Below are 11,936 nucleotides of genomic sequence, written 5' to 3'. Positions count from 1 at the left end.
CGTGATCCCACGCGCTCCGCCAGAGGCCGCCGGCAAGGCGGCGCGACAGAGGGAGGTGAACATGAAGACGCAGATCGGTTTGACGGCGCTGCTGGCGGCACTGTCGACGGGCGCCATCGCCCAGAACTTCAACGATCCCGCCGAATTCGAGCGCCAGAAGGCGCTGCTGACGGTCGCCCCGCAGGGTCCCGACGGCAAGCCATGGGAGCAGAACCTCGGCGGCGAGAAGGTCGACACCGCCAAGTACAAGAAGCCCGGCCCCTATAAGCTCTGCTTCTCCAATGCGGGCGTGAACAACCCCTGGCGCGTCGTCGGCTTCACCAACATGCAGGCCGAGGTCGACGCCAACAAGGCCGATATCGCCTCGTTCACCCATGCCGACGCCGAGGGCAAGGACGACAAGCAGATTTCGGACATCAACGCCTTCGTCAACAGCGGCCAGTGCGATGCGCTGATCGTCTCGCCGAACACCACGGCAGCGCTGACGCCGGCGGTCGAGGCGGCCGCTAAGAAGCTGCCCGTCGTGGTCTTCGATCGCGGCGTCGACAGCAAGGCGCCGGTCACCTTCATCAACCCGATCGGCGGCTACGGCTTCGGCATCCAGGGCGCGAGCTTCATCGCCGAGAAGATCCCGGCCGGCGGCGCTGTACTGGCGCTGCGCATCCTGCCGGGCGTCGACGTGCTGGAGAACCGCTGGGCCGCGGCCGAGCGCATCTTCAAGGAGAAAGGCATCAAAGTCGTCGGCGCCGAGTTCACCAATGGCGACAACGCCAAGACCAAGGCGATCGTCGAGGACTACATCAACCGCTTCGGCAAGATCGACGGCGTCTGGATGGATGCCGGCGCGACCGCGGTCGCGGCGCTCGAGGCCTTCGAGGACGCCGGCAAGCCCTATCCGGTGATCAACGGCGAGGACCAGCAGGACTTCCTGCAGAAGTGGAAGAAGAACAAGCTCACCGCGATCGCGCCGACCTATCCGACCTATCAGTGGCGCACCCCGGTAATCGCGGCGATCCGCATCCTCAAGGGCGAGCCAGTGGTGGGCCCGACCTGGAAGCTGCCGCAGCCGGCGATCACGGCCGAGACCCTCGACAAGTTCGTCAACGACAAGATGCCGCCGCTGCACTATGCGCTCTGCGGCTGCGAGCAGATGACGAACTATCCGGCCCGTTGGGGCGGGAAGTAATACGGCGCGTGAACCCCCACACCGGGCGCCCGCACCATATGGGCGCCCGGCCCTGCCTTATCGGCAACGATTGCGGCATGATGGGGCTCCTGCCTCCGTCGCGCCGATTCGCCGCCGCCGTTCCAGATCATCGACCTTGCAAGACGCCCCCATAGCCGCCCCGACCATCGCCGAAGTCGCGCGCCTCGCCGGCGTCTCGACGGCGACGGTGTCGCGCGCTTTGGCTCAGCCGGAGAGGGTCAAGGCGCGGACCCGCGAGCGCGTCATCGCGGCGGTCGCGGCGACCGGCTTCATTCCCAACGCCCAGGCGCGCAATCTCCGCCTCCAGGCGACGCGCACCGTGATCCTGCTGGTGCGCGACATCAGCAACCCGTTCTATCTCGAGATCTACAAGGGCGTCGAAGAAGCCGCAGTCGACGCCGGCTACAAGGTGCTGATGGGCGATGCCCGCGACGATGACGAGCGCATCCTGCGCTATGTCGACATGGTCAGGGAGCGCCATGCCGACGGACTGATCCTGATGGTCGGCCGCTTCCCCGAGGCCCTCGCCAAACGCAGCCGCCTGCCGCCCATCGTCGTTGCGCTCGAGATGCTGCCTGGGCTCAATCTGCCGACAGTCAAGGTCGACAACCATGCTGCGGCACGCGCAGCAGTTGCCCACCTCGCCAGGCTCGGCCATCGCCGGATCGCCCATATCGCCGGCCCGATGCCGGATCCGATGAGCCTCGACCGTCGCGACGGCTATCTCGCCGGCCTCGCCGATGCCGGCATTCCGGCCGACCCGGACCTCGTCGTCGAGGGCGATTTCGGCCTCGCCGCCGGGCGCGCCGCGATCCGCATGCTCGCTGCGAGAGGCGTCGATTACAGCGCCATATTCGCCGCCAGCGACCAGATGGCGGTCGGCGCCATGGGCGAGCTGCGCGCCCGCGGCCGCAACGTCCCTGACGATGTCTCGGTGGTCGGCTTCGACGACATCGTGCTGGCGGAGGCCGTCGAGCCGCAGCTCACCACCATCCACCAGCCACGCCGCGAGATCGGCCAGGCGGCGATGAAACTGCTGATCGAACAGCTCTCGGGAGGCGGTGCCCCTCCCGATCTCGTGCTGCCGACCCGACTGGTCGAACGCGGCTCGGCGGCCGCGCCGACCCGGCGAACCGATCAAGGCTGGTGACAGCCCTCAGGCCGCGGCTGCAGCCGTCGTGCGCCGCGCCATCGCCGCATTGACCGCCTTTTCCAGATCGGCCTGCCAGAACGGCTTGTTCAGCCGCAACACGCCCGCTCCGGCGCCCGCCGGCAGATCGGCATAGCCTGTAGCGAGGATGACCGGCACATTGGGCCAGCGCTGTCCGACTTCCGTGATCAATTGCGCACCGGTCATCTGCGGCATGGCATGATCGGTGATCAGCAGATCGATCTCGTTGTTCTCCAGCACGGACAGCGCCTCCCGCCCCGAGCTCGCCTCGATGACCTTGTGGCCGAGGTCCTCCAGCAGTGCGGTTGTGTTCATCAGCACGAGCGCATCGTCATCGACCGCGAGCACAGTCAGCGGGCGCGGCTCCATGGCGGTCTCCATTTTCGTCTCGACAGGCAACTGGACAGGCTCGGCCGTTATGATTGCGGAAGCCACGGGCAGCCAGATTTCCACGGTCGTGCCTCGTCCCACATGGCTGGTCAGCTGCAGACGGCCACCGAGCTGCTCGGCCATGCCGTGCACCATCGAGAGGCCGAGCCCGGTGCCCTTGCCGACACCCTTGGTGGTGAAGAAGGGCTCGGTCGCCTGGGCCAGTGTCTTTGCATCCATTCCGCTACCGGTATCGGCCACCGAGAGGCGGATATAGTCGCCGTCGGGCAGGCCACTGCGATGGCCTCGGCCGACGGATTCGTTCTTGGCCCCGACGCGCAATACGCCGCCTTCCGGCATCGCGTCCCGCGCATTGACGGCAAGGTTGAGGACCGCGGCTTCGAGCTGGTTCGAATCGGCCGCTGCGGTCGCGAGATCGGCGGGAAAATCCGTCTCGATCCGGATCAGCGGCCCCAGCGAACGCTGCAGCAGGTCGCCCATCTCCGCGACGAGCACGTCGACCGCCACCGGCTGCAGCGCCAGTTCCTGCTTGCGGGCGAAGGAGAGCATGCGCTGGGTCAGGGAGATGCCCCGGCTCGCCCCCTTGATCGCATTGTCGATCAGGTTGAGCTGGCGCTCATCGCCGATCTGGCGACGCACGAGCTCGAGGCTGCCCAGCACGGCGGTCAGCAGATTGTTGAAGTCATGCGCAACGCCGCCGGTGAGTTGGCCGAGGGCCTCGATCTTCTGCGCCTGGAACAAGGCCTCGCGCGCCGCATCGAGCTCGGCTTGGACCTTACGCTGCTCGGTCAGGTCTCGCGTAACCTTGGCAAAGCCGATGACCTCGCCAGCATCGTCGCGGATCGGGTCGATGACGACACTCGCCCAGAAGGTCTCGCCGTTCTTGCGGATGCGCCAGCCTTCCTTTTCGGCGCTGCCATTGTCGATCGCAGCCTGGAGCGTCCTTTGCGGCTCGCCCTTCTCGCGATCCTCCGGCGTGTAGAACAGCGAGAAATGCCGGCCGATGATCTCGTCCGGCGCATAGCCTTTGATCCGCTGCGCACCGGCGTTCCAGTTGGTCACGATGCCGTCGGCATCGAGCATGTAGATCGCGTAGTCGGTGACGCCCTGCACCAGCAGGCGGAACTTCTCCTCCGACCGCCGCAGCGCCTCATCCGCCTGGCGCCGCTCGGTCAGGTCGCGCGTGACCTTGGCATAGCCGAGCACCCGGCCGGTCGCCGGGTTTATGATCGCATCGATGACAGCATTGGCCCAGAAGCGGGTGCCGTCCTTGCGGACGCGCCAGCCCTCGCTCTCGAAGCGCCCTGTTTCGGCGGCCTGGCCCAGAGCTCGCTCCGGCAAGCCGGCAGCGCGATCCTCCTCGGTGTAGAAGCGCGAGAACGGCTGGCCGATGATCTCGTGGTCCTCATAGCCCTTGAAACGCCGGGCGCCGGGGTTCCAGCTGATCACGGTCCCCTGCGGATCGAGCATGTAGATCGCGTAGTCCGTGACGGATTCCACCAGCAAGCGGTAGCGCTCGGCGGTCACCGGACCTTCCGCGATCTGAAGCACGTTTGGAACCTTGATATTTGACATGTCCAACGCGCTAAACGCGGCATTGCGCAAAAGGTTCCGGACGGGACGAAGAAAAAATGACCTAGGGTCAAGGACCCGGTTTTGGCGAGACAAGGATCGCACCCGAAGCGGCAACCACGAGGACGAGGCCGAGCCAGTCGCTCGCCGCCGGCCGCTCGCCGAGCAGGAGGACCGAGCCGAGCGCCCCGACCGCCGGAACCATCAAGGTGCCGAGGCTGGCGATCCCCGCAGGAAGCCGGGCGATCACGGTGAACCAGAGGAAATAGGCGAGCGCCTGCGCGCCGAGGATATGGAAGGTCAGTGCCGCCGCAACCGGCGGCGACAGGGTCCTCGGGACCGGAATGCCCTCGAAAATCAGCATGCCGATACCGGCCGCCGCGCCGCCGATCAGCAATTGCCAGGCGGCGATCGACAGCGTCGGCGCCGCGACCGGCCAGCGCTTGGTGACGATGGTGCCGAGCGCCCAGCTGATGCTCGCAAGCAAAGCGAGAGCAAGCCCCGGCGAGAGCTGGCCCGCGCGGATCAGCGGCAGACCGAGGCAGAGCAATCCGGCGATGCCGAGCCCCAGGCCGATCAGCCGCGGGCGGTCGACGTGCTCGCCCAATACCGGCCAGGCCATCAGCGTTGCCCAGACCGGCATGGTGAAGGTCAGGATCGCGGCCCGAGAGGTCGGCGCCATCAACTGCGCGAAGGCGAGCAGGATATTGAAGGCGGCGATCGACAGGATGCCGGCGACGATCAGCCTGGGCCAATGCGCGGCCGGCACCTTGAGACTGATGTCCCGCGCCAGCGCGACCGCGACGAGAGCAAGCCCGGCGAAGGTCATGCCGCCGGCTCGCAAGGTCCATGGCGCGATCTCGGTCAGTGAGATCCGGACCGCCGGCCAGTTGAAGCCCCAGAGCAGCCCGAGCAGCGGGACGAGCAGGAGCGAGCGGGCGGACACGGTCGGCATGATCGGACTATGCGTGAGGAGGAGCCTGCACCGTCATGTCATTTCGCTGCAGGCTCGATGCACGGCAGGCGCGCGTCATCACTCCGCGATCGCCTCCACCCCGCACCATTCGGCGACGAAGAGCGCCATGGTGCCGGTGATCCGCTTCAGGGAGGCCAGGCTGACGCGCTCGTCGAAGGCATGGATGTTCTCCGAGATCGGGCCGTAGCAGAGTGCCGGCACCTTGTCGTAGAGGGCGTAGACCCGGGTATCGAGATAGCCGGGGGTCATGAAGCTCTTCAGCGCCTTGCCGGTCGAGCCCTGATGGGCACGGCCGAGCACGGCCTCGGCCTCGCTGCCGGGCTCGAGCACATACCCTTCCGACCAGAAGCCGTTGAAGACGACCTGGGGCGGGTTGTTCGAGAGGAACGCATCGGCGCGCGCGAAGGCGAGCACCTTCGCCTCGATGCGCTTGCCGAGCTCTTCGGCCGACATGCCGGGATAGAGGCCGATGCGACAGTCGACCTTGCACCAGCACGGCACCGACGAAGCCCAGTCGCCGCCCTCGATCTTGCCGATGTTGAGGTTGATCGGATGGGCGACATCCTCGAAATGCGGCCGGCCGATCTTCTCGCGGTTGAGCGCCGCCTCGAGTTCGCGCAGCGCGCCGATGACGCGATAGGCCGCGTCGATCGCATTCGCCCCCGCCGCCATCTCGCGCACATGCATCGGCACGCCGCGGACCTCGAACTGGAACCAGAGCACACCGGTATTGGCGCGCACCAACATCTCTTCCTCGGGCTCGGGGATCAGCACCGCATCGGCCGCGTAGCCGCGCAAATGAGTCATCAACGCGCCGTTGCCGGTCGATTCCTCCTCGACCACCGACTGGACATAGACGGTTCCCGCCGGCTGCAGGCCGATGCGCCGGAGCGCATCGAGGCAATAGAGATTCGCAGCGCCGCCCGCCTTCATGTCGGCACCGCCACGGCCATAGAGCCAGTCGCCCTCGATCACGGGATCGAAGGGCGGATGCGTCCAGAGCTCGGCCGGGCCGGTCGGCACCACGTCGACATGGGACTGCAGGATCAGCGAGCGACCCGTCTCCTCGCGCGGGTGGTGGATGCCGACCACAATCGGCGCGTCCGAATGCGTGTCAGAGAACGGCGCCCCGCCCGGATGGCGACCGATCGCCTCGCGATCCATGGCAAAGCGGTCCATGGTGAAGCCGCGCTGCCTCAAGGCCCGGAAGATGAAGTCCTGGACGGTGTGCTCGTCGCCGCGTGTCGACGGAAAGCGGATCATCTCCCGGGTGAAGGCGATCTGCTCGGCAAAGCCCGCTTCGACGGAGCTGAGGATACGGTCGCGCAGGGCGGGGTCGAGCGGCATGGCTGGGGTCTCCGGTAGATAGGCAGGCATTCGGCCGGCTCGTCATGGTCGGGCTTGACCCGACCATCTCGGAAACCAGCCATCTGGTCCTGAGATTCTCGGGTCTGCGCTTCGCTACGCCCGAGAATGACGAATGGAACTCACCGCCCGAACCGCTCGCCGCCGGGCACGGCGGCGAGCAGCTGGCGGGTGTAGGCGTGCTGGGGGGCGGAAAAGAGCGCGGCGGTCGGGCCGGCCTCGACGATCCTGCCGCGCTGCATCACCGCGATCTTGTCGCAGATCTGCGCGGCGACGCGCAGATCGTGGGTGACGAACAGGATGGCGAGGCCGAGCCGCTGCTGGATGTCCTTGATCAGCTTGAGGATCTGCGCCTGCACGGAGACGTCGAGCGCCGAAACCGCCTCGTCGGCGACGAGGACGTCCGGCTCGAGCGCGAGGGCCCGGGCGATGCCGATGCGCTGGCGCTGGCCGCCGGAGAATTCATGCGGGTAGCGGTCGATCGCATTGGCGGAGAGCCCGACCAGTTCGAGCAGCTCCTTCGCCCGCGCCAGCGCGTTCTTGCGTGACGTGCCGTGCGCGACCGGCCCGTCCGAGATGATCCGCCCGACGGTCTGGCGCGGATTGAGCGAGGCGAACGGATCCTGGAACACCATCTGGATCCGCTTGCGATGCGGGCGGAGCGCCGCGACGCTGAGGTCGGTGATGGTGAGGTCGCCGAGGGTGATGCGCCCTGAATCCGGCTCGATCAGGCGCAGGCAGCAGCGCCCGACCGTCGACTTGCCCGAGCCGGACTCGCCGACGAGCCCCAGCGTCTCGCCGCGCGCCAGCGTGAAGCTGACATCGTCGGCTGCCCTGACTTCGCGGCCCGGGCGGAAGAAGGCGCGCTTGCGATAGACCTTGCCGAGCTTCTCGACGGTGAGCACCGGCTTGCTTTCCGGCAGCGCCGGCCGCTCCGGCGGCGTCAGCGAGGGCACGGCGGCGAGCAGCTTCTGCGTATAGGGGTGGCGGGGAGAGCCGAGCACCTGGTCGACCGTACCTTCCTCGACCAGTACGCCCTTCTCCAGCACGGCGATGCGGTCGGCGATCTCGGCGACGACGCCCATGTCGTGGGTGATGAACAAGACCGCGGTGCCGTGCTTGTGGCGGAGATTGTCGATCAGCTTGAGGATTTGCGCCTGCGTGGTCACGTCGAGCGCGGTGGTCGGCTCGTCGGCGATCAGCAGCTTCGGTTCGAGAGCCAGCGCCATCGCGATCATCACGCGCTGGCGCTGGCCGCCCGAGAGCTCATGCGGATAGGCCCGCGCCAGCCGCTCCGGCTCGGGTAGGCCGACCTCTGTCAGCAGCGCGACGGCACGGGCGTAGCGCTCCGGCTTGGTCAGCAGCTTATGCGCCTCGAAGGTCTCGACGATCTGGTCGGCGACGCGCATGACCGGGTTGAGCGAGGTCATCGGCTCCTGGAAGATCATGCCGACCTCGCGGCCGCGCACGTCCTGCATCGCCTCTTCCGACAGCGCCAGGAGGTCGCGGCCGGCGAGCCTGATCGCGCCGGCGACCGGCTTCACCGCCTTGGGCAGGAGCCCCATCACCGCATGGGCGATCATCGACTTGCCGGAGCCGGATTCGCCGACGACGCAGAGCGTCTCGCCCGCGGCGATGCGAAGCGTCGCATCCTCGACCGCATAGGGGCGGTCGGCCATCACGGGCAGTGCGAGCTTCAGGCCTTCGATCGAGAGGACGGGCTCGGCCATCATTCTCTCTCCCGGGCGAGGCGCGGGTTCATCGCATCGTTCAGCCCTTCGCCGGCAAGGTTGAGGGCCAGCACGGTCAGGAAGATCGCAACGCCCGGGAAGAAGCTGATCCACCAGGCGTCGAGCAGGCGCGTGCGGCCGGCGCCAACCATGTAGCCCCAGCTCATCAGGTTGGGATCGCCGAGGCCGAGGAAGGAGAGCGAGGATTCGAGCAGGATCGCCGAGCCGATCATCAGCGAGCCCATTACGATGATCGGCGCGATCGTGTTGGGCAGCACCTGGCTCCAGATGATCCGCGCCGTCGGCTGGCCGATGGTGATCGCCGCCTGGACATATTCGCGGGTCTTTAGCGAGAGCACCTCGCCGCGCACCAGCCGCGCCACCGGCGGCCAACTGACCACGCCGATGGCGAGCACGATCGAGCCGAGCTTGGGCTGCAGGATCGCGACCAGCACAATGGCGAGCGCGAAGGAGGGGATGGTCTGGAAGAACTCGGTGAAGCGCATCAGCGCATCGTCGATGAAGCCGCCGGCATAGCCGGCGATGGCGCCCAGCGGCACGCCGATCAGCAGCGCGACAATCGTCGAGACCAGCCCGATCGTCAGCGAGACACGGGCGCCGTGCGCCAGGCCCGAGGCGATGTCGCGCCCGAGCGTATCGGTGCCGAGCGGGAAGCGCTCCATCACGAAGGGCGCAAGGAAGGGCCGCGCCACCGTCCGCCAAGGCGATTGCGGATAAAGCGAGGGCGCGAGGATGGCAAAGAGCACCACCGCGATCAGGATAGCAAGGCCGATCAGGGCGCCGCGATTGCGGGAAAAACGCTTGAGGAAGCTCATGACACCGCCTCGATGCGCGGATCGGCGAGCCGGTAGACGATATCGGTCAGGATGTTGAAGCCGACGACCATGGCCGAGGAGATGAAGAAGACGCCGAGCAGCACCGAATAGTCGCGCTGCACCAGGGCATCGAACATCAGGCGCCCGATGCCCGGCCAGGCGAAGACGGTCTCGGTGAGCACGGCGCCGCCGACCAGTTGGCCTGCCTGCAGGCCCGCCAGCGTCACCACCGGCAGGATCGCGTTGCGGGCGACATGCCGACGCGAGATCACGCCGGGGCTGAGCCCCTTGGCGCGGGCTGTCTTGACGAAATCGGCGCCCGCGACCTCAAGCATCGAGGCCCGCATCATCCGGGCATAGAGGGCGGTGAAGAACAGGCCGAGCGTCAGGGCCGGCAGGACGAGATGGCTGGCGATGTCGAGCGCACGGGCGAGCCCGGTATAGTTCGCGCCGATGCTCTCGTAGCCGACATTGGGGACGAGGCCGAGTTTCAGCGCGAAGACGATCTGGCTCATCAGCGCGACCCAGAACAGCGGCGTCGCATAGAAGACCAGCGCCAGCGTTGTGATGACGCTGTCCTGCCAGCGGCCGGCGCGGCGGGCGGCGAGCGCGCCCATCAGCGTGCCCAGCCCAAGCGAGACGATGAAGGCGGCGCCGGTCAGCAGCAGCGTCGCAGGCAGGCGGTCGAGGATCAGGCTGAGCACGCTCTGCTGCTGGCGGTAGCTGAAGCCGAGATCGAAGCTGAGATAGCCCTTGAGATAGACCCAGAGCTGGGTCAGCAGCGGCTGGTCGAGGCCGAAGCGCTCGCGCAACTGGATCAGCAATTGCTCGTCGGCAGCGCCGGCTTCGCCAGCCAGCACCTGCGCCGGATCGCCCGGCGCGGCCCGGATCAGGAAGAAGTTCAGCACCGCGATGGCGAAGAGGACGACGATCCCCTTTGCGAGCCGGCCGGCGAGGAATTGCGCGAGGTTCATTCAGACCCGTCTTTGCTTGCCGTCATCCCGGGCGACCGGAGGGAGACCCGGGACCCATGCCGGAACGGTTCAGGCATGGGTCCCGGATCGGCACCGCTGACGCGGCTTGTCCGAGACGACATTGCCCAAGCGATCAGCTCCGAACTCACTCCTTCCAGGCGTCGCGGAAGCCGTCGTTCACGCCAACGCCGGTGGTGACGAGGTTCTTGACGTTGCAGCGATAGATCGTCGGGAAATCCATCTCGAGCAGCCACAGCACCGGCAGTTCGTCGGCCAGGAGCTTCTGCACCTTGGTGTAGAGCTCCTGCCGCGCGCTGTCCGTCGGCGCGATCGCCGCCTCGGCGAAGAGCTTGTCGACCTCGGGATTGGAGTAGCCGCCGACATTGGCGAAGGGATTGCCCTTGGCGATGTTGGAGGTGATGTAGCTGCGCGCAACGCCCATGGCGGGGTCGCCGAGCTGGTAGAGGAAGTTGAAGTTGAGGTCGAAGTCCCAGTTGCTGGCCTTCTGGGTCCAGCCGGGCACGTCGGTGTTTTCGACCTGCACCTTGACGCCGACATCTTCGAGATTCTGCTTGATCGCCTCGGTCCAGCGCGTCCAGGTCTCGCCATAGGGCAGGTTGAGCAGGCGGATCGTCTCGCCCTTGTAGCCGGAAGCCTTGATCAGCTCCTTCGCCTTGGCGGGATCGAAGGCGTATTTCGGCACGTCGGCCGAATAGAACTTGGTCTTCGACGAGATCGGGCCGGTCGGCAGCTTGCCGAGCCCGCCCCAGACCACCTCGCGGCCGAACTCGCGGTCGATCGCGTAGATCAGCCCCTGGCGGAACTGCTTGTTGCCCAAAATGCCGGTGCGGACGTTCGGCGTCAGCCAGGCATGGGGGGCGAACATCTCCCAGCCCTTGGTGGTGACGCAGGTGTTGGGCAGCTTGGAAAGCCGCGCCACGTCGTAGACGTCGACCGAGCCGCCGGTCAGCACGTCGACTTTGCCGGTCTCGTAGGCGACGGCGCGGGCCGCCGCATCGGGGATGATCTGCCAGTAGATCTCGTCGAGGTTCGGCTTGCCCTTGAGCCAGTAGTTCTCGTTCTTGACGAGGTGGATGTAGGAGCCCTTCTTCCACTCCTTCAGCTTGAATGGGCCGGTGCCGATCGGCGTATTGTTGGCCGGGTTGGCGCGATAATCGGTACCGTCATAGATGTGCTTGGGGATCATCGGCGCGGAGGCGACTTCCTGCGTCATGATCAGCGGGCCGAAGGGCTGCTTCAGCGTGATCTTGACGGTGAGGTCGTCGACCTTCTCGATCTTGTCGACCTGGGCGTTGACGATCGGGCGCCAGCGCGGATGGACCTCGCGCAGGAACTTGTCGAGGGTGAAGACGACGTCATCGGCCGTGAACGGCTTGCCGTCATGCCAGGTCACGCCCTCCTGCAGCTTGAAGGTGTAGACCTTCGCGTCAGGCGAGATCTCCCAGCTCTTGGCCAACGAGGGCTGCGGCTCCAGCTTCTCGTTATAGCGCAGCAGCGACTCGTAGATGTTGCCGGCGACCATGTTGGTCGGGCCGTTCTGGTTGAGCCCCTGCATCAGCATCGGCGGCTCGGGCTGGACGACGACGTGGACCGTGCCGCCCTTCTTCGGTTCCTGCGCCTGCGCCACGCCGAGCGCCAGGACGGAGGCGGCGAGCGCCAGGCCAAATCTCAATCCGGTCATCGTCGTTCTCCCC

9 protein-coding genes are annotated in these 11,936 nt (G+C 66.8%); 2 read left to right on the top strand and 7 right to left on the bottom strand.

Annotated elements, in window-relative coordinates; all coding sequences use genetic code 11:
* Positions 1-61: 61 nt before the first annotated feature.
* A complete protein-coding gene (locus BMZ21_RS25695) occupies positions 62-1,186 on the top strand; it encodes a substrate-binding domain-containing protein (RefSeq protein WP_091841539.1) in 1,125 nt (374 codons plus the stop codon).
* A gap of 136 nt (positions 1,187-1,322) precedes the next feature.
* The gene (locus BMZ21_RS25690; protein WP_244544007.1) at positions 1,323-2,357 is read left to right on the top strand and encodes a LacI family DNA-binding transcriptional regulator; all 1,035 of its coding nucleotides are present in this window, start codon (positions 1,323-1,325) and stop codon (positions 2,355-2,357) included.
* 6 nt (positions 2,358-2,363) lie between these two features.
* On the opposite strand, the gene BMZ21_RS25685 is transcribed toward BMZ21_RS25690, so the two are convergent.
* The 7 genes from BMZ21_RS25685 to BMZ21_RS25655 all read right to left on the bottom strand — a co-directional run bounded on the left by BMZ21_RS25685 (position 2,364) and on the right by BMZ21_RS25655 (position 11,923).
* The gene (locus BMZ21_RS25685; RefSeq protein WP_244544006.1) at positions 2,364-4,319 is read right to left on the bottom strand and encodes a hybrid sensor histidine kinase/response regulator; all 1,956 of its coding nucleotides are present in this window, start codon (positions 4,317-4,319) and stop codon (positions 2,364-2,366) included.
* Between the two features lie 91 nt (positions 4,320-4,410).
* Entirely contained in the window at positions 4,411-5,295 is an 885-nt protein-coding gene (locus tag BMZ21_RS25680) for a DMT family transporter (RefSeq protein ID WP_091841532.1), read from the bottom strand.
* Between the two features lie 78 nt (positions 5,296-5,373).
* Positions 5,374-6,663, bottom strand: a complete 1,290-nt coding sequence (locus BMZ21_RS25675) for an ArgE/DapE family deacylase (RefSeq protein ID WP_091841530.1) — start codon at positions 6,661-6,663, stop codon at positions 5,374-5,376.
* 140 nt (positions 6,664-6,803) lie between these two features.
* Complete coding sequence (locus BMZ21_RS25670) at positions 6,804-8,411, bottom strand: ABC transporter ATP-binding protein (protein ID WP_091841528.1); 1,608 nt, start codon at positions 8,409-8,411, stop codon at positions 6,804-6,806.
* Positions 8,411-9,247: an ABC transporter permease gene (locus BMZ21_RS25665; RefSeq protein WP_091841526.1), complete on the bottom strand. Its 837-nt coding sequence runs from the start codon at positions 9,245-9,247 to the stop codon at positions 8,411-8,413. The genes BMZ21_RS25670 and BMZ21_RS25665 overlap by 1 nt, the downstream gene beginning before the upstream one ends.
* On the bottom strand, positions 9,244-10,221 hold the full coding sequence (locus BMZ21_RS25660; RefSeq protein ID WP_091841523.1) for an ABC transporter permease: 978 nt from the start codon (positions 10,219-10,221) through the stop codon (positions 9,244-9,246). The genes BMZ21_RS25665 and BMZ21_RS25660 overlap by 4 nt, the downstream gene beginning before the upstream one ends.
* 145 nt (positions 10,222-10,366) lie before the next feature.
* Positions 10,367-11,923, bottom strand: coding sequence for an ABC transporter substrate-binding protein (locus tag BMZ21_RS25655; RefSeq protein ID WP_091841520.1), 1,557 nt, complete (start codon positions 11,921-11,923; stop codon positions 10,367-10,369).
* Positions 11,924-11,936: the final 13 nt, after the last annotated feature.

Origin of the sequence: Allobosea lupini (assembly GCF_900109525.1) — a bacterium.
Classification (GTDB): Bacteria; Pseudomonadota; Alphaproteobacteria; order Rhizobiales; family Beijerinckiaceae; genus Allobosea; species Allobosea lupini.
The sequence above is the reverse complement of the archived record's forward strand: the minus strand, read 5'-3'. Positions and strand labels throughout refer to the sequence as shown.

Coding starts and splice junctions, on each gene's coding strand:
- BMZ21_RS25655 (WP_091841520.1), bottom strand. CDS start 11,923: ATGACCGGATTGAGATTTGGCCTGGCGCTCGCCGCCTCCGTCCTGGCG.
- BMZ21_RS25675 (WP_091841530.1), bottom strand. CDS start 6,663: ATGCCGCTCGACCCCGCCCTGCGCGACCGTATCCTCAGCTCCGTCGAA.
- BMZ21_RS25665 (WP_091841526.1), bottom strand. CDS start 9,247: ATGAGCTTCCTCAAGCGTTTTTCCCGCAATCGCGGCGCCCTGATCGGC.
- BMZ21_RS25670 (WP_091841528.1), bottom strand. CDS start 8,411: ATGGCCGAGCCCGTCCTCTCGATCGAAGGCCTGAAGCTCGCACTGCCC.
- BMZ21_RS25660 (WP_091841523.1), bottom strand. CDS start 10,221: ATGAACCTCGCGCAATTCCTCGCCGGCCGGCTCGCAAAGGGGATCGTC.
- BMZ21_RS25695 (WP_091841539.1), top strand. CDS start 62: ATGAAGACGCAGATCGGTTTGACGGCGCTGCTGGCGGCACTGTCGACG.
- BMZ21_RS25680 (WP_091841532.1), bottom strand. CDS start 5,295: ATGCCGACCGTGTCCGCCCGCTCGCTCCTGCTCGTCCCGCTGCTCGGG.